At 47.4% G+C, this 21760-nt stretch carries 21 protein-coding genes; 15 read left to right on the forward strand and 6 right to left on the reverse strand.

Annotation, left to right across the window (positions count from 1 at the left end):
• Positions 1-81 precede the first annotated feature (81 nt).
• Complete coding sequence (deoD, locus tag B3850_RS06610) at positions 82-792, reverse strand: purine-nucleoside phosphorylase (RefSeq protein ID WP_286875020.1); 711 nt, start codon at positions 790-792, stop codon at positions 82-84.
• A 98-nt stretch (positions 793-890) separates the two neighbouring features.
• Between deoD and B3850_RS06615 the strand changes: the two genes are divergently transcribed.
• The 8 genes from B3850_RS06615 to B3850_RS06650 all read left to right on the forward strand — a co-directional run bounded on the left by B3850_RS06615 (position 891) and on the right by B3850_RS06650 (position 9705).
• A complete protein-coding gene (locus B3850_RS06615) occupies positions 891-3407 on the forward strand; it encodes an efflux RND transporter permease subunit (RefSeq protein WP_286875018.1) in 2517 nt (838 codons plus the stop codon).
• Entirely contained in the window at positions 3404-4204 is an 801-nt protein-coding gene (locus B3850_RS06620) for an outer membrane lipoprotein-sorting protein (protein WP_053954283.1), read from the forward strand. The genes B3850_RS06615 and B3850_RS06620 overlap by 4 nt, the downstream gene beginning before the upstream one ends.
• Before the next feature lie 2 nt (positions 4205-4206).
• Positions 4207-5412, forward strand: coding sequence for a hypothetical protein (locus B3850_RS06625; RefSeq protein ID WP_053954282.1), 1206 nt, complete (start codon positions 4207-4209; stop codon positions 5410-5412).
• A 25-nt stretch (positions 5413-5437) separates the two neighbouring features.
• A complete protein-coding gene (locus B3850_RS06630; RefSeq protein ID WP_053954281.1) occupies positions 5438-5656 on the forward strand; it encodes a YgaP family membrane protein in 219 nt (72 codons plus the stop codon).
• A gap of 7 nt (positions 5657-5663) precedes the next feature.
• Positions 5664-5975 carry an ArsR/SmtB family transcription factor gene (locus B3850_RS06635; protein WP_053954280.1) on the forward strand — a complete coding sequence of 104 codons (312 nt, stop codon included), beginning with the start codon at positions 5664-5666 and terminating at the stop codon, positions 5973-5975.
• A gap of 94 nt (positions 5976-6069) precedes the next feature.
• On the forward strand, positions 6070-8085 hold the full coding sequence (locus tag B3850_RS06640) for a TonB-dependent copper receptor (RefSeq protein ID WP_286875011.1): 2016 nt from the start codon (positions 6070-6072) through the stop codon (positions 8083-8085).
• 8 nt (positions 8086-8093) lie between these two features.
• Positions 8094-9191, forward strand: a complete 1098-nt coding sequence (locus B3850_RS06645; RefSeq protein WP_286875009.1) for a sensor histidine kinase — start codon at positions 8094-8096, stop codon at positions 9189-9191.
• Positions 9184-9705 (forward strand): response regulator transcription factor, encoded by a 522-nt coding sequence (locus B3850_RS06650; RefSeq protein ID WP_273268334.1) that lies wholly within the window; start codon positions 9184-9186, stop codon positions 9703-9705. The genes B3850_RS06645 and B3850_RS06650 overlap by 8 nt, the downstream gene beginning before the upstream one ends.
• Before the next feature lie 8 nt (positions 9706-9713).
• On the opposite strand, the gene B3850_RS06655 is transcribed toward B3850_RS06650, so the two are convergent.
• On the reverse strand, positions 9714-10412 hold the full coding sequence (locus tag B3850_RS06655) for an OmpW/AlkL family protein (RefSeq protein ID WP_286875007.1): 699 nt from the start codon (positions 10410-10412) through the stop codon (positions 9714-9716).
• 73 nt (positions 10413-10485) lie between these two features.
• Entirely contained in the window at positions 10486-11202 is a 717-nt protein-coding gene (locus B3850_RS06660; RefSeq protein ID WP_286875004.1) for a YebC/PmpR family DNA-binding transcriptional regulator, read from the reverse strand.
• A 162-nt stretch (positions 11203-11364) separates the two neighbouring features.
• On the opposite strand from B3850_RS06660, the gene B3850_RS06665 reads away from it, so the two are divergent.
• On the forward strand, positions 11365-12378 hold the full coding sequence (locus tag B3850_RS06665) for an isopenicillin N synthase family dioxygenase (protein WP_286875002.1): 1014 nt from the start codon (positions 11365-11367) through the stop codon (positions 12376-12378).
• Here B3850_RS06665 and B3850_RS06670 read toward each other — a convergent pair.
• Complete coding sequence (locus B3850_RS06670) at positions 12360-12833, reverse strand: type II secretion system protein (RefSeq protein WP_126752174.1); 474 nt, start codon at positions 12831-12833, stop codon at positions 12360-12362. The genes B3850_RS06665 and B3850_RS06670 overlap by 19 nt on opposite strands.
• Positions 12834-12911: 78 nt before the next feature.
• Entirely contained in the window at positions 12912-15443 is a 2532-nt protein-coding gene (locus tag B3850_RS06675) for a S8 family serine peptidase (protein WP_286874998.1), read from the reverse strand.
• A gap of 312 nt (positions 15444-15755) precedes the next feature.
• On the opposite strand from B3850_RS06675, the gene B3850_RS06680 reads away from it, so the two are divergent.
• From B3850_RS06680 to B3850_RS06700, 5 genes are all read left to right on the forward strand, one after another.
• Complete coding sequence (locus B3850_RS06680) at positions 15756-16166, forward strand: curlin subunit CsgB (protein WP_286874995.1); 411 nt, start codon at positions 15756-15758, stop codon at positions 16164-16166.
• Between the two features lie 22 nt (positions 16167-16188).
• A complete protein-coding gene (locus B3850_RS06685) occupies positions 16189-17676 on the forward strand; it encodes a hypothetical protein (protein ID WP_273268667.1) in 1488 nt (495 codons plus the stop codon).
• Between the two features lie 61 nt (positions 17677-17737).
• The gene (locus B3850_RS06690; RefSeq protein WP_058576556.1) at positions 17738-18115 is read left to right on the forward strand and encodes a curli production assembly/transport protein CsgE; all 378 of its coding nucleotides are present in this window, start codon (positions 17738-17740) and stop codon (positions 18113-18115) included.
• 12 nt (positions 18116-18127) lie between these two features.
• Entirely contained in the window at positions 18128-18514 is a 387-nt protein-coding gene (locus tag B3850_RS06695; protein WP_286874990.1) for a curli assembly protein CsgF, read from the forward strand.
• A 12-nt stretch (positions 18515-18526) separates the two neighbouring features.
• Entirely contained in the window at positions 18527-19288 is a 762-nt protein-coding gene (locus B3850_RS06700; protein ID WP_053954272.1) for a CsgG/HfaB family protein, read from the forward strand.
• Between the two features lie 7 nt (positions 19289-19295).
• Here the strand turns inward: B3850_RS06700 and B3850_RS06705 are convergent, their stop codons facing one another.
• Positions 19296-19943 (reverse strand): helix-turn-helix transcriptional regulator, encoded by a 648-nt coding sequence (locus B3850_RS06705; RefSeq protein WP_286874981.1) that lies wholly within the window; start codon positions 19941-19943, stop codon positions 19296-19298.
• Between the two features lie 377 nt (positions 19944-20320).
• On the opposite strand from B3850_RS06705, the gene sufB reads away from it, so the two are divergent.
• Entirely contained in the window at positions 20321-21757 is a 1437-nt protein-coding gene (gene sufB, locus B3850_RS06710; RefSeq protein WP_058576552.1) for a Fe-S cluster assembly protein SufB, read from the forward strand.
• Positions 21758-21760 lie beyond the last annotated feature (3 nt).

A 21760-nucleotide genomic window follows, 5' to 3' on the forward strand; every position in this document is an offset into this window, starting at 1 on the left:
ATCGGCATTAGTCACATGAAATATAGGGTTATAACTTAATAGGTAACGGTTAGTTGATCTCGGTCAAAAAAGTACGTCAGTTTAATAAATAACCGTACTTTCTAAGACCATTTCGGTCATGTCGTTAAAAGCGGTTTGACGTTCCAGCGCTGACAGACCTCGCCCGGTTTGCAGCTCGTCGGACACGGTCATTACAGCCAACGCCTGACGCTTATGAACCGCAGCAGCGGCATATAAGGCTGCCGCTTCCATATCTAAAGCTAAGGCCCCCATTGCTTCGGCTTTTTGGTTCAGTTTTTTATCCGGGTGATAAAAACTGTCGGTAGAGAACACATTACCCACGGCAATGCGCTGATGGTTTGCTTCGCATTGGTTAACAAAGCGACTAAGGAGGTTGTAGTCAGCAATAGGTGCAAAGTCGTAGTCACCAAAGGTATGGCGATTCATAGCAGAGTCAGTACAAGCGCCCTGAGCCACGACAATGTCACCAAGCGTTAACTGTGGTGCTACCGAGCCACAGCTGCCCACCCGAATCAGCTGCTGCACACCGTAATGTTGAAACAACTCCTGCGCGTATAACATACAAGAAGGCATGCCCATACCGGAGCCCATCACCGAAACCGGAACACCGCGATAGCTGCCGGTAAACGCCAGCATATTGCGGGTATCACTAATGAGTACCGCATCACTTAAGTGTGTCCCGGCAATGTGCTTGGCGCGTAACGGATCGCCCGGGAAGAGACAAAGTTCGGCAAAAGCGCCTGACTGTGCAGCAATATGAGGTGTTGTCATAGCAATTACTCTGATAGTTTTTTAACCAAAATAGATGACAAAATGAAAAAGATCGACTATATTTCGTATTTATCTAAATTAGTAAATACGGAAATAATATGATCGATGTCATTATGAAATTGGCGACAGGGTACCGCAGAAGCGTGTTTTGGTTATTGACGCTGATCACGCTTGGCGTTGCTGCTTTTATCCCCTCAATTACCATTGATACCGATCCTGAGAACATGCTGCCGGACGACAACACGCAGCGTGTTTTCCATAACGAGGTCAAAGAAACCTTTGCTATGCATGACATGATTGTCGTTGGCGTAGTGAATGAGAACAGCGTTTATAATCAACAGACATTAACCGACCTGCATACCGTGTCGAATTACGCTGAGTCTTTGGACGGAGTTGTTAGTGACGACCTGATGTCGCTGGCTAACGTTGACAATATTACTCAGGAAGGCCCCGGCACCATTCGCTTTGAATGGATGATGAAGCAACCTCCGGAAAATAACGCTGAAGCTCGCTACATTCAGCAGCAAGTTGAAGACCTGCCACTGCTTTATAACACCATTGTCTCCGGCGATAACAAAGCCGCCGCTATTTATGTGCCTATTGAAAGTAAAGACGAGAGCTATGCGCTGGCGGAGCAACTGCGTGACAAAATAAGTACCTTAGAGAGCGTCGACGACTGGCACATTACCGGCTTACCGGTGGCTGAAGACCAGTTCGGCTTTGAAATGTTTGTGCAAATGGGCATTTCGGCGCCATTAGCAGCCGCTGTTATTTTCGCATTGCTTTGGGTCTTTTTCCGCAATGTCCGCTTCATAAGTGCCGCCATGATAGTCGCGATGTCGACCGTACTCATCACCATGGGCGCGCTCATTGCGTTTGGCTTTACCGTACACATTATGTCGTCGATGATAGCCATTTTCCTAATGCCGATTGCGGTGGTTGACTCGGTACATATTATGTCTGAGTTCTCTGACCGCTACCGTGAAAAAGGGAACGCGAAAGACACGATTAAAGATGTGTTGGGGCACTTATTTACCCCCATGCTGTTTACCTCAGTTACATCGGCCATTGGCTTTTACTCGTTAATGCTAACGCCGATTCCGCCGGTACAAATATTTGGCGCTTTCGTTGGTTCCGGTATTCTTTTGGCGTTCTTAATTACCGTTATTTTCGTGCCTGCCTATTTGTGTGCACTGAAACCATCAACGCTGGAAAGCTTTGCTCAAGTTACTCACGAGGAGCACAAAGATGGTTGGTTACAAAGACTCGGCGCTGTTGCAGCTCGTCATGCGAAGCTGTGGATAGCCTTTTTCCTGGCGGTTTTGGCTTTTGCCTGGTTCGGTATTCAGCAAATAAACATTAACGACAACCCGGTGCGTTGGTTTAAACCTGACCACGAGGTTCGTATTGCTGACGAAGTATTAAACGACCACTTTGCCGGGACGTACAACGCGTATGTAGTATTTGAAAATACCCTAGATGCGACCGAAAAAGCTCGCTCAGCGGTTCGTGACGCCCTGAATAACGACGCGCTGTCTGAAGAGTCGCGCGATACTTTAAGCGCTCTGCTTGAGCAAGAGCAAGTGAACTTTAACCAGTGGATTATCGCTATTGATGACTTGCTCTTCAGCGTCGGCTCTGACCAATTAGAGCCGTTAGAGCGCTTAATGACTGAGCTCGAGCAACTGAATACCGCCAGCAAGGCGTTCCAAAGCCCCGAGTTACTGGCTTACATGAGCGAGATGCAAGCTTACCTGCAAACGACAGGCTTGGTGGGCAAGTCAAACAGTCTGTCCGACGTGGTTAAGACGGTGAACCGCGAGTTACGCTCGGGCGAAGAGAAAGACTACGAGCTGCCGGACAATGCCAACGGTGTTGCGCAAACCCTGTTGCAATACCAGTCATCGCACCGTCCGCAGGACCTCTGGCACTTTGTTACACCGGACTACAAACGCAGCTTAATGTGGCTGCAGCTGACCAGTGGTGACAACCAGCACGTAACTAAAGTCGTCAACGCTGTCGATAACTACATTCAGGACAATCCATTGCCCGCCAACATTGAAATAGACTGGGCTGGTAAAGCTTACCTGAACGTGGTGTGGCAGGAAGCCATGGTCGAAGGCATGCTGGACAGCTTAATCAGCGCCTTTGTGGTGGTGTTTATTATGATGGTACTGCTGTTCCGCTCGGTGGTCTTCGGTGTGTTGGCTATGCTACCACTAAGTCTAACCATTGCCTTTATTTATGGCCTTATTGGCTGGGTCGGTAAAGACTACGACATGCCTATTGCGGTGTTGTCGTCGCTGACACTTGGGCTGTCGGTGGACTTTGCCATTCACTTCATTGAACGCACCCGCGCTACCTTCAAGCAAACCGGTAACTGGCAAGACACGCTGGCGGTTATGTTTGACGAGCCCGCGCGTGCCATTTCCCACAATGCCATTGTCATTGCCATTGGTTTTACGCCACTGCTGTTCGCACCGTTAGTGCCCTACATTACAGTGGGTGTATTCCTGGCCAGCATTATGGCGATATCCGCCATAGTGACACTTATTATGCTCCCGGCGGTAATGACTGCCTTTAGCCGCCTGATATTCCGTGGAGGTCAATCATGAAAGCTTTATTTTTAACCGCGTTATCCACCGCCGTTTTATTTGTTAGTAGCCAGGCTATTAGCGCTGAAAAAAGCGCTCGTGACATTGTCGAACAAGCCGAGTTAAACGCCTATTACTCGGGCGATGACGGTCGCAGTGCCGCGCGCATGATCATTACCGATAATCAGGGCCGCCAACAAATGCGCCAATTCACCATTTTGCGTAAAGACCAGCAGGACGGCGGCGTACAAGACATGATGATATTTTTCTCACGCCCTGCCGACGTGCGCGACACGGTGTTCCGTGTGGTCAAACAAGTCAACGACGACGATGACCGTTGGTTGTATTTACCTGATCTCGATTTAGTAAAACGTATATCCGCTGGCGATAAGCGCACCTCTTTTGTGGGGTCACACTTTTTTTATGAAGACGTTTCCGGCCGCAATACAGCGCTGGATAACTACGAGCTTATTTCTGAAAATGAAGACAGTTACGTACTAAAAGGTACGCCGAAACACCCTGACAACGTCGAGTTCAGCTACTACGAAGTCGTTATTGATAAAGAGCACATGCTGCCGATAGAAAGCACTTTCTATAACGACAGCGGCGAGGCCTACCGAAAAATGGAAGTCCTGAAAGTGGAAACGGTACAGGGCTACCCAACCGTAACTCATTCACGCATGTCTGACTTAACTAATGGCGGACAAACTGAAATGCAGTTTCGCTTTATGAAGTACAACATCGGTTTGCCTGACAGCATTTTCAGCGAGCGTAGCCTGCGTAACCCGCCGGCAGAATGGCTGCAACTGAGAGATTAGTCATGACATATCGTGCTTTTTCCCTCTTTACCGTTCTTTTCACTTTGGCTCAGGCCGCGTCAGCGCAAGACTCCTGGGGCGATGAGCAATGGGACAGTGACTGGGGAACGGAACAAGACCAGAGTATTAATGTCTATGGTTTCGTTGAGGCGGCAATAGGCGGACGGTTTGAATCCTCCCCCTATCACAAGCGTTTGTCTATTGCCGAACCTCGACTTCAGCTCGGTTTTGACGAGCGCTGGCAGGACATTACCTGGACAGCAAAAGCCGACGGCTGGTACGACGGTTTCGATGAAACCTGGCATGGCCAAATTCGCGAGCTGAATGCCCAGTTCACGGTTTTCGATAATACCGATATAAAAGTTGGCCGTCAGGTACTCACCTGGGGCACCGGCGACTACCTATTTCTGAACGACCTGTTCCCGAAAGACTGGCAGTCCTTCTTTGTCGGGCGTGACCAGGAGTACTTAAAAGCACCTTCTGATGCATTGCGAATTACCAGCTATTTCGACTGGTTTAATATCGACTTTGTCTGGTCACCGGAGTTTGATCACGATAACTACATTCGCGGTGAGCGCCTCTCCTATTTTAACCCACTCACCGGGCAATTAACCGGTGATGACCCATCTATTCAGTTTATAGAGCCTACGCGCGACGAGTACGCAGTGCGCCTGTTCCGTAATTACGATGGTGTGGAATACGCTGTTTATGGTTACGACGGCTTCACCAAAAGCCCCGAAGCCGTTACTGAAAACTTTCAGCCTACCTTTGGCCGTTTAACTGTGGTTGGGGCGTCAGTGCGAATGACCTTTGGCCCAGGCCTGGTTAACACCGAGGTGGCCAATTACAACCGTCACAACGCAGCAGACCACTGGCGTGCACTGGTTGGCTATGAGCAAGAGCTGTGGACACGATTTACCGGCGGCTTTCAAGCCTACATTGAGAAAGGCGACACCCAAACACGTACAGTACTCACCACCCGCTTAACTTGGCGCGACGAGCGTGATGACCTGAATCTATCACTGTTTGCTTTTGTGTCGCCGAATCAAAACGACGGCTACTTGCGCCCCACATTTGACTACCGCATTGACGACAACTGGTCATTCAGCGGTGGTTTTAACCTGTTCTTCCGCGAGACTCCGAATACCTTTTTCGGTCAGTTTACAGAGAATAACAATGCGTATCTGCGTATGAGATACGCCTTTTAATGCGAGAAACTGAAGGAGTTTTACGATGAGCGTAGAAAGAGCTTTAACCGCATTTGCCGGCTTTATGGTATTGTTATCCGTGGCCTTAACCTACTGGGTTCACCCGAATTGGATGTGGCTAACTGTGTTTGTTGGTGCTAACTTATTCCAACAGTCCTTTACCGGGTTTTGTCCAGCCAGCATGTTTATGAAAAAAGCATTCGGACTTAAAACTGAACGCGAGTTAGAAAAAGCAGGAAAATAAAGACACCATGAGTGCAACTGAATCACAAGAGATGCTTCAGGAAGAAGCGCAGAACGCGGCAAGCTTTCTGCGCTCGCTGGGCAACCCCCATCGTTTACAAATCTTATGCCGCCTGGCATTAGGAGAACAAAGTGTTGGTGAATTACACCAACATTTTGATTTAAGTGCGTCTGCTTTTTCACAGCACTTAGCGGTACTTCGGGAACAAGAATTGGTGACCATTCGCAAAGAATCTCAAACGGTTTTCTATTCAATTAAAGATCCGGATACCGAAGCCTTCATGAAGTTGCTGAAAACCAAATTCTGTCCGTCTCTTTAGTGATATTCCTTTGGGGATGCTACCTTTTGTCGCATCCCGCTTTGCCTTAAATTTCATGATAATAGCGACATTATCTTGCTAGAGATTGTGTCGTATGAAGTCATTTACCCCGTTAGTTTTAGCATTAGCAATACCGTCCGCCGTTTTGGCTCAGCAAACCACTGTCGATGAACGCATTGTCATTATTGGCGAGTCTATGCAGGCCCCCAGTGAATGGGTTGTTGACACCAAAAAGCCGCGGCAGCCACTACCCGCTCATGACGCGGGAGACTTTTTGAAAAGCCTGGCGGGGTTCAGTTCAACCCGTAAAGGCGGCGCGTCGTCAGACCCTTTGTTCAGAGGTATGGGCGCTGGGCGCCTGGCTATCGTGACCGATGACCAAATGTTGTTAGGAGGCTGTAGCAGCCGCATGGATCCGCCAACAGCCTACATTACACCTCAGAGCTACGACAGCGTGACTGTGATTAAAGGCCCGCAGACCGTTCTTTACTCAGGCTCTGCCGCTTCTATTCATTTTGAAAGAGACATCACCCGGTTTGATGACCACGAGTTCTCGGGGCTTCTCAACGCGACCACCGCCAGTTCCGGACGTGTTAACGGTTCGGCTGATATGACGTGGGGCTCTGCGGCGGGGTTTGTGCGCTTAAACGCAACCGCCGCCACTGCCGATGATTACCAGGATGGCTCTGACCGTGAAATTAACAGCCAGTATGAACGTTGGAGTGGTGACGTTGACCTTGCCTGGACTCCTTCAGATAACCAGCGCCTTATGCTTAAGTTTGGCGCCAGCGACGGCGAGGCAGCTTACGCAGACCGCAGCATGGACGGCGTGTTATTTAAGCGAGAGAGCATGTCTCTTGGTTACAACTGGCAACCCAAGGGCAGCCATTTAGAAGAAGTGTCAGTAAATACTTACTTTAACTCTATAGACCACGTTATGGATAACTACTCATTACGTGACTTCACTCCGTCCATGATGATGCCTAACCCCACCGCCCGTAATCCCGACCGTCATTCACGTGGCACAAAAGTAACGTCTGAATGGTCACTAACGGCCAGTAGTGGGCTAAAAGCCGGCGTTGAACATCACGAATCGGAGCATCGCGACCGCATTAGCCGCAATCAGCTGAACATGCCTTATCAAAACCTGCCTCGCATCGACGATGCCGAATTCAGCCAGGACGCCTTTTATGCAGAGTACGACTACGCCATTGACGCTGTTTGGAAGGTAGTGACAGGTTTCAGGCTCGATCATTGGTCAATAACTGACAAGCGCGACATGTTAATGGTCATGGGCTCCCCGGCACAGCCCAACCCAACCGCCAATGAAACTCGCAGCGACAACTTACACAGCGCCTTTGTGCGTGTTGAAAGAAAGTTCGACAACGGCTACTGGTATGCCGGCTGGGGGCAAGCCGAGCGTTTCCCAGACTACTGGGAAGTTATAGGAAACAACCGCCGCTCACCAAGCTCTCAGTCGGCGTTTAATACGGACGCTGAAACCAACCAACAGTGGGATATCGGACTGAACTGGAAGGCCGAGAAACTCACCCTGGAAAGCTCGTTATTTTTCAGCGAAGTGGATGATTTTATCCTGCTGGAGAAAGGCATGATGATGCAACCTGAAATGGTGCGCAATATTGACGCCCGCAGCTGGGGTGGTGAGTTGACCTCCCGTTACCAAATAACCGATCCCTGGTCGGTCTCCGCCGCCATTGCCATTGTTCGTGGTACCAATACAACGGACGACAGCTACCTGCCCCAACAACCGGCTGATGAGCTGCGGTTGGCCAGTGATTACCGGCTTAGGGAGTTCACCTACTCTGTGTTGTGGCGTTTGGTTAAAGAGCAAGACCGTGTTGCACCGAACCAAGGGAATGTTATTGGTTACGACTTAGAGAAAAGCGCGGGTTTTGGTGTTCTTTCTGCAAATATTGACTGGGAAGTTGATCCACAGTGGCAGATAAGTCTGGGCGTCGATAATATACTCGATAAAACCTATGCTGAACATTTGAGCCGTTCAGCATCCAGCATTTCAGGGTATGAGCAAATTGATAAAGTAAACGAACCGGGTCGCACTTTCTGGTTACAGACCAATTATAACTTTTGAGGCTGACAATGATTACCTTACTGACCTATAAACTCGTTTCAAAACAACATTGGGCCGTCTTTGTTGCGCTCGTTATCGACATTGCTCTGGGGAATTTGTGGGTTGCCTACAATGGTGGCATTAGCAACCCGTTCACCTCGTTGTTACTGATTTTTATTGTCATTGCATTTTTATTGCTACCGACGACACTGGCTGTTGCCACGCTTTGTATTAGCATTCTCGGTCAGGTGTCGCAGCTGGAGCTGCCTTCCTTACTGCAAGCAAAAGCCATTGAGCTGCCTCATGCCATGCACCCCGAAATGCTGCAGCATGCTCAGGGAATGCTCATTGGCTTTGTCATTGCAGCTATGATTATTGCGCTATCGATGTACTACCTGAAACGGCAGTGGCTGCAGTCTGAAAAAGCTTTTCAAGCCATGCGGGAAAGGCAACTTAGAGACGAACAGCTTCTTACTATTGGCGCCGCTGCAGCGCAGCTTACTCATGACGTCGCGACGCCGGTTCAGTCTCTTCGTTTATTAAATGAAGAGCTCCAGGAAACCAATGTGGATATTGAGCTTAAGCGAGACTTTAGCGAATACCTGCGGCAGGTTGAACTCAGCTTAACCCAGTGGCGTGAAGCCGCCGATGATGTTCGCAGCAAGCGCCAGCGCCTTTATACTGCAGGTGAAATGTCGGTGCAGCTGCAACAGTTATTGCGCGTTGTAAAACCCGATGCTCAGTTACACTGGGAGTTACCGGAGTCGTTACGTTACTGCTCCGTTAAAGCAGACCGAACGCTCTTCCCCGCAATAGCTAATTTAATTATGAACGCCATAGAAGCTAGCATGCGTAATGGGCAGGCAGAAACAGAGATTACCTTTGGTGACTCTACGTTAGAAGGCCAGCAGCAATTAGTGATTCAAATTCTTGACAAAGGCGCTGGTATTCACACCTCGAATCAGGAAAAGCTTGGCATGTCGTTGAGTAAAAGTGATACTGGCATGGGTGTCGCGGCGGTCATTAGTCACGCCACCATCGAGCGTCTTAACGGCAAAGTTAGCTGGCAATCAAATGCCAACGGCACCATGACTCAGGTACGACTACCCATAGTGGACAATGACTGAAATAAAGCTCCTTATTATTGACGACGACGAAGGTTTTTGTCGCATTTTAAAACGCCGGCTGGAACAGCACGATATTGACGTCGCTGTTGCTCATTCGGCGTCTCAGGCGCTTGCGGCTGGCAGCGAGTTCGATGTCGTATTGCTCGACATGATGCTTGGGGATGATAACGGGCTGTCGCTTATTGAGCCTATTACCCGGCATATTCAGCCCAAACACCTCATTGTGCTTACCGGGTACGCAAGCATAGCGACCACCGTCGAAGCTATGAAGCGAGGCGCAACTGATTACCTAACGAAGCCCGTTGGGACATCCGAGTTATTAAGCCGAATACGGGGTGAAGAAGTCGATACAGAAGCGTCAGAAACACAACGGCTAAGTCCATCCCAAATAGAATGGGAGCATATTCAGCGAGCGCTACACGACAATGACGGGAATATTTCTAAAACAGCGAGAGACTTAGGCATGCATCGGCGAACGCTGCAACGTAAGTTAGCAAAGCGTTCGCCGCATTAAGTGTTACTTTAGAAGTTGTAGCGCACACCTGCCATAGCAACATAAGGGTCGATATCAACGTCAACGCTTTGAATGGTGTTGCCATTCACACGCACGTCACCGGTGGTATCAATATCCATTTTGCTGACCATAAAATGCAGACCCCAGTCGTTATTAATGGCCACGTTCACGCCCGCCTGTAATGCGTAACCCCAGCTGTTTTTAAGCGCTAAGTCAACCGAGTCGCTGTCGGTAACAACACCCAGGCTACCCAACGTTGAACGCAGCTGCGGGTCGACCTGCTCATCGAAAAACGCGGTGTAATTCACACCAATACCAACAAACGGTTTAAACGTATCGCTGTTCAAATCAAAGTGATACTGCGCTAGTAGTGTTGGGGGTAAATGCTTAGTTTTACCCACTTTCAAACCAGCTAATGCGCCTGTGGCGGTAATATCGTGACTGAACGGTGTTGCTGCAACCAGTTCAACTGTCCAGTTGTTGTCAATCGCATAGTCTAGAGTCAGACCAAGTTGCGTATTGGTATTAACGCCAACGCCCGTGCTGTTAGCCGGCAACCCTGCTACGCCTTCAACGACATTCAGGTTTGAGCTGCTGTCATCAGGCATTACCGAGATGGCACCAACATTGAGGGAAAAATCATTCGCTAAAGCAGGAGTGCTTAGCAAGCTCAACAATACACCATAAGACAACGCTTTAAGCTTCATGGGTAACTCCTTGTTATTGAATACCCATAAAGCTTAAAAGGTTTAATGTTTGCGCGTATTGATCTCTATCAACTTACTGTTCGGAGTTGTGGTAAATGCGCTGAACATCATCTAAGTCGTTTAACATATCCATTAAACGCTCAAACATAGGTTGGTCGTCTTCCGAAATTGTCGTAGTGACATGCGGCAGGAATTGAATTTCGTCAGCGTCAAAGTCAATATTTTCAAAAGCTGATGTCAGTGCCTGACGAGCCGCAGCGTATTCGGTATGCGGAGCAAATACAGTGACCTGACCATCTTCAAACTCAACGTCAGTGACATCAACATCGGCTTCCATTAACGCTTCTAAAACCTCGTCTTCACTGTCGTGTTTGAATGCGAAAATAGCGCAATGTTCGAACGAGTGCATGACACTGCCCTGCTCGCCAATTTTTGATTTGCTTTTGGTGAAGGCGTTACGAACGTCGCCGAATGTACGGTTCGGGTTGTCGGTTAAACACTCGACAATCACCATGCAATTACTTGGCCCGTAACCTTCATAGCGAGCGGGCGAAAAGTCTTCACCAGCACCGCCTTGCGCTTTATCTATGGCTTTTTCGATAACGTGTGCTGGTACTTGGTCTTTCTTAGCACGGTCAATGAGAGAACGAAGAGACAAGTTTGCGTCAGGGTCTGCCCCGCCTTGTTTTGCACACACATAAATTTCACGGCCATAGCGGCTGTATACTTTACTTTTCGCATTAGCAGTTTTGGCTATCGACTCTTTACGGTTTTGGTAGGCGCGACCCATCGTCTGACTCTCTTTTAAAAATACAGAAGTCGGTAATTCTACACAGCCGATGCAATATAGCCAATATATCTACCATAGAACGTTTTGATTCTTCAGAACACACGCTCCTGAACGTAGAATCCAGATCAAACTTTAAAGCGATTCGCTTTGTTTAGGAGTGTTATGTCTTCTTCAGTTCCGGTCCTGTCACTTGCTGACTACAAAAACGCTGATGATTCAATCCGTGCGTCTTTTCTACGCAAGTTAGGCGCTGCGGCTAGAGATGTTGGCTTTTTCTACTTGGAAAATCACGGCTTAACTCAAACAGAGCAAGAGGACATTATTTCACTGTCAAAATCATTTTTTGCCTTGAGTGAAAAAGAAAAACAACAAGTGAAAATGGCAAACTCACCGCACTTTCGTGGTTATAACCAAACACACGCAGAAGTGACAGCGGGAGCATCAGACTTTCGTGAACAATTCGACATTATGGACGAGTTGCCAGCAGTACACAGCCACCTAATTTCTGATGAATGGCAAAAGCTCATTGGCCCTAACCAATGGCCAGAAGCACTCCCCGGTATGCGTTCAACACTACTCATTTGGCAGGACCGTTTAACCGAGGTAGGGCTGACATTATTGTCGGCACTTTGTGAAGCATTGGGGCAACCTGCGAATGCATTGCATCCAACGGTTGAAAACGGACCCTACCGGCATACCAAACTGATTAAATACCCAGGTAGCAAAGCTACTGACAACCAAGGCGTTGGCGCTCATAAGGATCCTGGCTACCTAACTTTTGTCCTGCAAGATGAACACAGCGGTTTAGAAGTTGAGATTAACAATGCGTGGCACTCTGTAAGCCCTCGTACAGGTGCTCTCGTCGTTAATATCGGGGAGTTACTTGAATTAGCGTCAGACGGCTATTTAAAGGCAACCAACCACAGAGTTGTTAGCCCGCCGGCTGGAGTTACGCGTTATTCTTCGGCGTTTTTCATGGCCGCACAGCTTGATGCCGATATTCCGGTATTGGAACTGCCAGAGCACTTAAAGCGTTTGGCGCACGGACCTAGCAGCGATCCTAAGAACCCACTGCTGCGACAGGTGGGCGAGAATGTTCTTAAAGGGCGTAAGCGATCGCACCCGGATGTCACAGAAAAGTTTTACAGCGATATACCTCAGCAGTTGTCGGCATAAATTTGTACGCTGGGCTCGCTGGTTGAGGTTGCTTCTGAGTATGTTAAGTAGCAACTATCGATATGGTCGTTGCTTGCCGCAATACGAATAACACTGCCAATGCCTACTTCAGACACTGTCCAGTCGGTTAAGTTAATCACATTATTAAGCACATTCCCTTTTGCTGCCGGATAACCATAAAAAAGCAGCGTGCCTCCGTCCGGGCAACTGATATTAACGTCATCAAACTTACCACCCAAGCAGGCCGCACTTTGCTGCTCTATTCCCTGAATAGCAGCTTTACTGTAGGTAATGTCTAACGCTGATTTAAGTGACGCTTCCAAGCCATGAAGTCGGCTTTTTTCAGCATCGCTAGAGAAGTTAATAAATTGAGGAGCGGCTGTAGCTGATAGCACGCCAAGTACAACAATGACGATAATAAGCTCGACTAATGTAAATCCTTTACTACGTCGCATAACTAAATACCAAAAAATAAAATAGGGACCCTAATGGCCCCTATTATAATACTAGTTAGATTGTTAACTCAATGTTAATTAAAAGCTAACAGTCACTGAGTCACAAGCTTCTGTACCCGCTTCACACAGCTGGTAAACAACATCACTACCGTCTGAGTCAAAGCGGTCACGAGCGCGACCTGTATTTGACAGTGTTTCAACAAACTCACCGTTACGATACAAGTCTACGTCACCTGCTGCACCTGACCAACGAAGGTCAACTAAAGCAGTACCGCTGCGTAATAAGCGCGAACGATAAACATCTAACTCGATATCCGTCAGGCTCACTGTTACCGACTGCGTCACAGTATCTGACAGCTCAGTTGCATCAGTTACTGTTAGAGTCACGTCGTAAGTACCTTCTTCAGAGTACGCATAAACCGGGTTGGCTTCGGTTGAAGTGCTGCCATCACCAAACTCCCAGAAATAGCTTTCAATGTCGCCATCGTTATCGCTTGAAGTATTGGTAAAGCTAACAGTCAGGTCTTCAACGCTAGCCTCAAAACCTGCTATTGGCGCATCTGGTAAACCATCATCTTCTTCAACTGCGGTCAGAGTTAATGACCAATGGTTTAGAGTACCGGTATCTGCGCCAGCGTTATCCGACACATTCAGAGTCCAATCACCCGTCATGCCTTCGCCGTTGAACGAGTCAACATCCCAAGTTGCTACTAAGTCGTCTTCGCTGCTTCCCGCGCGATCGTGCAGGGTTTGAGTCGTACCTTCAGGTGAAGTCAAAGTAACGATTAAGTCACCACGCCAACTGTGAGTAATATCAACGCTCACCTCAGCACCAAATACAACACCTGTTTCAGGAACATTAATAACGCGACTAATACCGTTACTGTCGTCATCTGGAATATCTGCGTTTGCGGCGTCTTCATAATAGAAATCCGAAAGGCCTTGCGGAAGTACGTAAACCGTAGCACTTACATCGCGAGTCATTTCGCCTGTTTCTACATCAGTACCGCTAACGGTAATAACGTACTCACCCCACGCAGTTTCTTCCGTTGTCGTCACTTGTACGTCAACAGTTTCGCCGTTTTGCGCTTGGTTCGAAGACAGAGAAACGTCTAGCTGAGGTTCAGCAGAAACACTTAAGTCAACCGCACCAGACCAGTCAGCAATGCTGCCAACATCTAGCGTTAGGGTTGTGCTGTCACCAGCAACAATCTCCTGGTTTGATGGGTTCAGCTCTAAGCGGTAAGCCGGATCTGGGTCAGCTGCAATTAGCGCATTTAATGCGTTTAAGCGGTTACCTGAAACGGTTTTACCAGCCAATGCAGGAATGCTCTCACCAGAGTCCATCAAAATTTGCTTAACTTCAGCCACGCTCAAATGCGGAGCAATAGACCAAACAAGACCAGCAACACCGGCTACGTGTGGGCTTGCCATAGACGTGCCTGATGCAGTCGCGTAACCACCATCCAAGTATGTTGACAGAATTTCAGTACCTGGCGCACCTAAGTCCACGGAAATAGCCCCATAGGTTGACGAAGCAGCCATTGAGTCGGTTCGTGTGGTGTTTGCCACGTTAACAATACCGTCCAGGTCATAACCGCCTGGATAGCTTGCCGTAACATCAGAGTCAATTCCGTCGTTACCTGCCGCAGACACAAACATGATGCCTTGGTCGATGCTGTCAGCAATAGCGGTTTTAAGTGACTCAGAGTATGCACCGCCACCCCATGAGTTATTCGTCGCAACTAAGTTAACACCGTGGTTCACTTTCAGATTGGTCATGTAATCGATACATTCAATAGCCGCGGAGGTGCTACCTGATCCAGAAGCATCTAAGAATTGACAACCAACAATTTCAACGTCCCAGTTAACACCGGCTACGCCTTCACCATTGTTTGAACTTGCGCCAATAGTACCTGCAACGTGCGTACCATGACCATTTTCATCCATTGGGTCACCATTGCCATTAACCGCAGAGTAACCATAACAGTCATCGACTACACCGTTACCGTCATCATCCTGACCATTGTCACAAACTTCGCCCGGGTTAACCCACATATTACCGGCTAAGTCTGGGTGCGTGTAATCAACACCCGAATCGATAACACCAATAACAACGTTAGAGTCGCCGGTCGTAATATCCCAAGCTGGACGCGCATCAATATCTACACCTGGCGTACCGCCGCTTTGACCCGTATTTTCGAAAGCCCACATATCGCCAAAGCCCGGATCATCAGGAGTCGCTAAGATATTGAAGTTAGAGCTTTTCGTGTCATTAATAGAGATGATGTAGTTCGGTTCAGCAACATCGACCAACGGGTGGTTCGATAAGCGTTTAATAAGAGCATCGCGCTGTTTTGCATTGCGAACATTAACCTGTGCAATGCGCCCATCGGCGATATTACGCATCGCGATGTCACGGCCACGGTTATCCAGGGCTCTTAACGTACCACCAGCGCGGCTTATTAAATCTTGACGCTGTTCTTTAGTCGCTGAGTGCTTAAATACCACCAGCAATGAGTCGTCATCCGCCTGTTTACCATTAGCCGCCGCAGCACCCGTTGCTAGCGCCATGGATACGCCGACGACTAATTTTTTTAAATTCGTCATTCTTCCTTCCTCATTATTGTTGTAGGAATTTTATTCAAATGTGCGTACTACTCATCTCGTCACTAAAAAATAAGTAGCATATTTTCCACAGGAATTTACGCCAAAAGTTAGATATTTACGTTTCTTAACGCTAAATACGACAAAGGGACTAGTACATCTAGGTGGGTCCGCAAAAAGAAAACACATAACATACTGTATTAACTGCAAATTCACGTTCAAAAACAATTCTCAAAATACACCGTTCATACGATTGTTGAGTAAAAAACAATCGCTATTCTTGTTAGCGGAATTATTAACAAAAGGTGTTCCGCTTTGACTATTTTCAAACAACTTTTAGCAGCAACAGTTGTCATGTTGGTCTCTCTTCCGGGAGTAGCCGGCGACATTCCTGTTGCTTTAGCAGGGTTACTGGAGCGGCAGTCCCTTGCGAACCATGCGGAAATTGCTCAGCTAGGCTCTTATAACCTCACTTCACTCGCCCAGGCAGGCGAGCAAAACTACGCATATCTCACTCAGTTTGGGTTGGAAAATACCCTCACCGTCGAGCAGCAAGGGTTCAATAATTCTGTCACTGCAGAGCAGTCTGGACGCAGTAATTCAGCGACCATCCTTCAAGTTGGTGCGAACAATGTTATTCAGCTTCAACAACTTGGTGATGGCAATTCAATAACCATTCAGCAGACGGGTGCTGCCGCTGAAATGTCCATCACGCAGTTCAAATAAGAACAATCAATGGAGAACAATCATGTCTAATACAATTCTTAAAAAAAGTGCAGTTGCTTTAGCTTTAACCTTAGCGTTTTCAGGTTATGCGGCCGCTGAAGCTCACATCGCAGTTGTGAACCAAGATTCATCTGAAGCTGTTGAGTCAGGCAACAGCATGTATATCGAACAAGGCGGTTTCGTTAACTGGGCCTATGCTGACCAATACGGTGAAGGAAACGATACCTCACTTATGCAGTTCGACGATTGGCAAGAAGCTTATACATACGTGACCGGCGACTTCAACTTAGTTGAAGGCGAGCAATCAGGTTTCTGGAACGTCCTTGACTCAGAAGTTACCGGTGATGACAACGTGTTAACCAGCCTTCAGGAGGGCGACCTTAACTCATCTGAAGTTTTCCTGACTGGTAACGGTAACTCTGCTTATGTCGAGCAGTCAGGTGCTGCTAACGTAGCTGCTATCGATCTGACAGGAGACTATAACACTGCTGGCATTTCACAATTTGGCGACTCTAACTGGGCTAACTTCCAAATTGAGGGCAGTGATAACTACTTTGAAGCCAATCAGTCAGGCTCTCTTAACGAAGCTGGTTACTTCTCTGCTACAGGCAATATGAATACGTTCATTGCTGACCAGGAAGGTGACGGAAACGTTGGCGGTGTTGTTGGTGCTGACGGCGATATGAATGAAGTGTATGTTCAGCAATTTGGTTCAGCAAACGTCTTCATCGCACAAAGCCTTTCAGGTAATGAGAATCTAGTCGACGTTTACCAAGATGGTTCGAGTAACGAATTCCTTATTCAACCAATTCAGGGTGATGTTAACGAGATCGCTGTTAACCAAGAAGGCAATACTAACGTTGTAGAAGCGGCTACAGGCATGGTCGGTAACTACAATACCGTTGACGCAAACCAAGAAGGTGATAACAACTACGCCGTATTTGCGACTGAGGGTGATGATCACATCATCGAAATGGATCAGCGTGGCGACAACAACATTGCAGTTGCAGAGTCTTATGGTTCGTACAACGATATCTATATCTCAAGCCGTGGTGATGAAAACTTTAACGGTGTTGCTCTGATTGGTTCAGGTAACGAAGCTGATAGCAGACAGATTGGCGATGTGAATACCGCAGAAATTGTTATCGCAGGTGACGATAATGATGTTTACTCTCGTCAACACGGCGACAGCAACACGCTACTTGCTTACTCTTACGATGCGGGAACCACTTCAGGTAACGACCTGCAATCTACGCAAACAGGTGACATCAACTTAATTGATACCATTATCGGTGGTAGTGACAATGTTATTGCCTTTGCTCAAGAGGGTAACAGCAACGTTATCGCTGGCGATGAAGGCTCATTTATTGTTGGTGGTAATGGTGGTAATGTTGACATTCAACAAATTGGTAACAACAACGTTGTAACTGGTGGTCAGTTTAGCGATAGCAACACAATGAGTGTTTATCAGCAAGGCGATTACAACGTAGCAACCGTCGTTCAGTACTAATATTTCAGTATTAGCTCGATAGTAAAGCGGCTACTTTCAGGTAGCCGCTTTTTAGGCTCTTATGATTAAGAAACTATTATTTATAATAATTTTAATAACACCATTTAGCCACGCCGATGAAATTGAGCTTGGCGGTATGGTTTTAGACCGAACGATTTCTCGTTTTGGTAAAGATTTTTTCTTCTATTACACGAGTTACTGGCGGGACATTCCGTCAACTAACGGTATTACCGTCGTCGTCAACGAACGCGTTTACCCTCAAGCAGGAACTTATTTGTGGGTGGAAATGGAACAAAAGAAAGTGTTCGAGACCTATTTTGGACGACGCCAGAACGACGTTAAAAAATTAGCCGAACAGGCCATCCTTATTAGTATTAACGAAGTCGCTCGCATTAAAGCGGACTCCGTTTTCGACTCGCCAAACAATAATGAATTTTAAAAGGCGTTAATTATGAAAAAACTCTCAATTACCATGCTGGCTTTAATTGTCTCATCGGCATCCGTTAGTGCTACTGAGATTGTATACCAGCCAATAAACCCAAGCTTTGGCGGAAACCCAATGAATGGCAGCTTCCTTCTGCAAAAAGCTCAAAGCCAAAATGCTCATACAGCTCCAGACGAGGGGCGTTCCTTTGTTGATAGGTTTCGCGATGCTTTGGAGCGCAACATCATTAACTCTCTTACCCGCCGCATAGCCGATGGGGAAATTGTCGAAGGTCTTTATGACACCGGTGAGTACTCCGTAGAAGTTATCGGTCAACCAGACGGTAGCGTCCTAGTTTACATAACGCATAACGAGACCGGTGAGCAAACTGTCATTACCATGCCAGCGATTTAAAAGAGAGTGACCATGAATATTCGTATTATTACTTTACTATGTTTAACGTTGGCAGTGTCAGGCTGTGCGATGATGCCAAAGCCAACCGATTTAAACATTACCCCAGCTGAGATCGACGCACCAAGTTCAATGATGGTTACGCTTCAGAAGCAGCCGGTGCCAAAAAGCCGGATCCCGGTTTCGGTGTACGCTTTTCGTGATCAAACCGGGCAATATAAACCACAGGCTAATGTCTCAAGTTTCTCAACAGCAGTGACTCAAGGTGCAACCTCTATGCTGACGCAGATGCTACTGGAATCAGGTTGGTTTTTACCGATGGAGCGTGAAAACCTTCAAAATCTGCTGACTGAACGTAAAATCCATAATTCCAGTAAAGACTCGGACTTACCCCCACTTCGTGAAGCGAGGTTGCTACTCGAAGGTGGAATTATCAGCTATGACACTAACGTCAGTACCGGTGGTATTGGTGCTGAGTACTTTGGTATCGGCGCATCGGAACTTTACCGGGAAGACCAGGTATCTGTTTACTTACGTGCTGTCGACGTTTACACGGGTCAGGTATTGCTATCGGTATCAGCCAACAAGAAGGTATTTTCACAAGAACTAAGAGCAGGGTTATTCCGCTATGTTTCCTTAAACCGTTTAGCGGAGTTCGAAGGTGGCTACTCCACCAATGAACCTGTGCAACTTTCAGTGAAACAAGCGATGGAAAAAGCGTTAGTGGAACTGATAGAAAAAGGTCAGGAGCGCGGGTTTTGGCGTGCAGATAGCTAGCAGCCGGTTAATTGGTTGACGCGTAACTCGCCCACTTCAGAAGTTCGACTCGGTTACGCGCGCCTGTCTTTCGGAAAATTGAAGACAGGTGCGTTTTAACCGTATGCGCACTGATATTAAGTTGCTCACCTATTTCTTTATTTCTGGCGCCGGTGCCGACAAGCTCAATAATTTTTAGTTCTTGCGGCGTTAACGAGGTTAGCTGCGAGAAAGACGCCGCAGAATCATCTTCAGCATGACGACGCAACATCATTTCTTCTATTTTGTCTGACAGCAGCGAGCGCGGGTAATAAAGCTCTCCCTGGCTAATGACTTTAAGAGCCGTCAACACCCGGTCTAAATGCTCATTCTCATAAATTATGCCACGGGCACCTAAATTCAGCGCTTGCGAAGGCTTAACCGAGTCTGGCTTAACATTAACCAAAAACAAGGCATAACTCTTCGCAAGTGCAGCCACTTCATTCGCTGTACTTGTTCGTGATAGTTGCTCAGAACTTAACGAGTACGCAACCATAATATCTTTATCTGGCGCTTGGCTAAGCAGCTCACTTAAGCTTGGGTGAATCACCTCAATCTCAAGAGACTCTGCAAGCAAAGCAAGGTTCTGCGTCCGTTTTTGGTGTTCAATTAGAGCAAGTTGAGAAAAGCGCGTCATAACACCCCTTAAAACCGACTACAAAGACTTTCCAGTTTTTATTTACATTTTTTAAACGAAAGTCAAGACTCTTTATAATAGCAAAAAAGCATCACTTGGAAGGTGGCGCTGGCAAACAATATGTAACAATTTGTTACAGCCCTTAAAAATTAAAAGGTTAGCAATGCAAATTATACGACTCATTTTGTTATTTAAAGTCTACATTAATTTTAAAAAAAGCCAAATCCTACCAGCCCCCAAAACTCCAACCTAAGGCGACAAATTATGCAAACAAACGTATAATGCGCGCAGCTTAAAGCAAGGCTTCGGATAAAGTTGAGTGTTTTAGTCAGGTATTTTATAATACTCAGTATTCGCATATAAGTAAGGTGGTAAACATGAGCGAACAAATTGATCAGGCTCTAGAACGTAAATACGATGCTGGGTTTGTCTCTGAAATAGAATCGGAAACCTTTGCTCCCGGTTTAAACGAGGATGTCATTCGTCGTTTATCGGAAATAAAGGGTGAACCGGAGTGGATGACCGAATGGCGTCTGCAGGCCTACCGCAAATGGCTAAAAATGGACGAGCCTGAATGGGCGCATGTCGACTATCCAAAAGTCGACTATCAGTCTATTTCTTATTACTCAGCACCTAAGAGCATGAAAGATAAACCGAAGTCGTTAGATGAGGTTGATCCTGAACTGCTGCGCACTTATGAAAAGCTGGGCATTCCTTTGCACGAGCAAGAAATGCTGGCAGGTGTTGCGGTTGATGCCGTATTCGACTCGGTTTCCGTGGTGACCACCTTCCGCGAGAAGCTAGAGGAAGCTGGCGTTATTTTCTGCCCAATTTCCGAAGCTCTTCACAAATACCCAGAGCTTGTGAAGAAATACCTTGGGACCGTGGTTCCAAAAGGCGACAACTTCTTCGCGGCGTTAAACAGCGCGGTGTTTACCGACGGCTCGTTTGTTTATATTCCAAAAGGCGTTCGCTGCCCTATGGAACTATCAACCTACTTCCGTATAAACGAGCAGAATACGGGTCAGTTTGAGCGCACACTCATTGTTGCCGAAGAAGGCAGTTACGTCAGCTACCTAGAAGGCTGCACGGCACCACAACGTGACGAAAACCAGTTACACGCTGCCGTAGTCGAGCTCGTCGCCTTAGACGATGCAGAAATCAAATACTCGACAGTGCAAAACTGGTACCCGGGCGACGAAGACGGCAAAGGTGGTATTTATAACTTTGTAACCAAGCGCGGCTTGTGCGAGAAAAACGCAAAAATCTCCTGGACTCAGGTTGAAACAGGCTCCGCGGTTACCTGGAAATACCCAAGTTGCATTCTTAAAGGTGACAACAGCGTCGGCGAGTTTTACTCAGTCGCTCTTACCCGTGGTAAACAGCAGGCCGATACCGGTACTAAGATGATTCACTTAGGTAAAAATACCAAGTCGACCATCATCTCCAAGGGCATTTCCGCCGGTCGCAGCAATAACGCTTATCGAGGCCTTGTGCGAATGGGCCCCGGCGCAGAAGGCGCGCGTAACTTTACTGAATGTGACTCGCTGCTTATTGGCGACCAATGTGGCGCGCACACATTCCCGTATATCGAAAGCAGCAATCCAACGGCGATTGTTGAACACGAAGCCACCACCTCTAAGGTGAGTGACGACCAACTCTTTTTATGTCAGCAACGAGGCCTCGACCCTGAAAAAGCAGTCTCAATGATTGTGAATGGCTTCTGTAAGGAAGTATTCCGCGAACTACCAATGGAGTTCGCCGTGGAAGCCGGTAAGTTGCTTGAAATCAGTCTTGAAGGTTCAGTGGGGTAAGAC

Source organism: Idiomarina sp. UBA4520 (assembly GCF_002388365.1).
GTDB lineage: Bacteria > Pseudomonadota > Gammaproteobacteria > Enterobacterales > Alteromonadaceae > Idiomarina > Idiomarina zobellii.

Coding starts and splice junctions, on each gene's coding strand:
- B3850_RS06630 (WP_053954281.1), top strand. CDS start 5,438: ATGAGCGTAGAAAGAGCTTTAACCGCATTTGCCGGCTTTATGGTATTG.
- B3850_RS06700 (WP_053954272.1), top strand. CDS start 18,527: ATGAATATTCGTATTATTACTTTACTATGTTTAACGTTGGCAGTGTCA.
- B3850_RS06695 (WP_286874990.1), top strand. CDS start 18,128: ATGAAAAAACTCTCAATTACCATGCTGGCTTTAATTGTCTCATCGGCA.
- B3850_RS06670 (WP_126752174.1), bottom strand. CDS start 12,833: ATGCGACGTAGTAAAGGATTTACATTAGTCGAGCTTATTATCGTCATT.
- B3850_RS06685 (WP_273268667.1), top strand. CDS start 16,189: ATGTCTAATACAATTCTTAAAAAAAGTGCAGTTGCTTTAGCTTTAACC.
- B3850_RS06660 (WP_286875004.1), bottom strand. CDS start 11,202: ATGGGTCGCGCCTACCAAAACCGTAAAGAGTCGATAGCCAAAACTGCT.
- B3850_RS06690 (WP_058576556.1), top strand. CDS start 17,738: ATGATTAAGAAACTATTATTTATAATAATTTTAATAACACCATTTAGC.
- B3850_RS06650 (WP_273268334.1), top strand. CDS start 9,184: ATGACTGAAATAAAGCTCCTTATTATTGACGACGACGAAGGTTTTTGT.
- B3850_RS06675 (WP_286874998.1), bottom strand. CDS start 15,443: ATGACGAATTTAAAAAAATTAGTCGTCGGCGTATCCATGGCGCTAGCA.
- B3850_RS06640 (WP_286875011.1), top strand. CDS start 6,070: ATGAAGTCATTTACCCCGTTAGTTTTAGCATTAGCAATACCGTCCGCC.
- B3850_RS06615 (WP_286875018.1), top strand. CDS start 891: ATGATCGATGTCATTATGAAATTGGCGACAGGGTACCGCAGAAGCGTG.
- B3850_RS06625 (WP_053954282.1), top strand. CDS start 4,207: ATGACATATCGTGCTTTTTCCCTCTTTACCGTTCTTTTCACTTTGGCT.
- B3850_RS06655 (WP_286875007.1), bottom strand. CDS start 10,412: ATGAAGCTTAAAGCGTTGTCTTATGGTGTATTGTTGAGCTTGCTAAGC.
- B3850_RS06620 (WP_053954283.1), top strand. CDS start 3,404: ATGAAAGCTTTATTTTTAACCGCGTTATCCACCGCCGTTTTATTTGTT.
- sufB (WP_058576552.1), top strand. CDS start 20,321: ATGAGCGAACAAATTGATCAGGCTCTAGAACGTAAATACGATGCTGGG.
- B3850_RS06705 (WP_286874981.1), bottom strand. CDS start 19,943: ATGACGCGCTTTTCTCAACTTGCTCTAATTGAACACCAAAAACGGACG.
- deoD (WP_286875020.1), bottom strand. CDS start 792: ATGACAACACCTCATATTGCTGCACAGTCAGGCGCTTTTGCCGAACTT.
- B3850_RS06635 (WP_053954280.1), top strand. CDS start 5,664: ATGAGTGCAACTGAATCACAAGAGATGCTTCAGGAAGAAGCGCAGAAC.
- B3850_RS06665 (WP_286875002.1), top strand. CDS start 11,365: ATGTCTTCTTCAGTTCCGGTCCTGTCACTTGCTGACTACAAAAACGCT.
- B3850_RS06645 (WP_286875009.1), top strand. CDS start 8,094: ATGATTACCTTACTGACCTATAAACTCGTTTCAAAACAACATTGGGCC.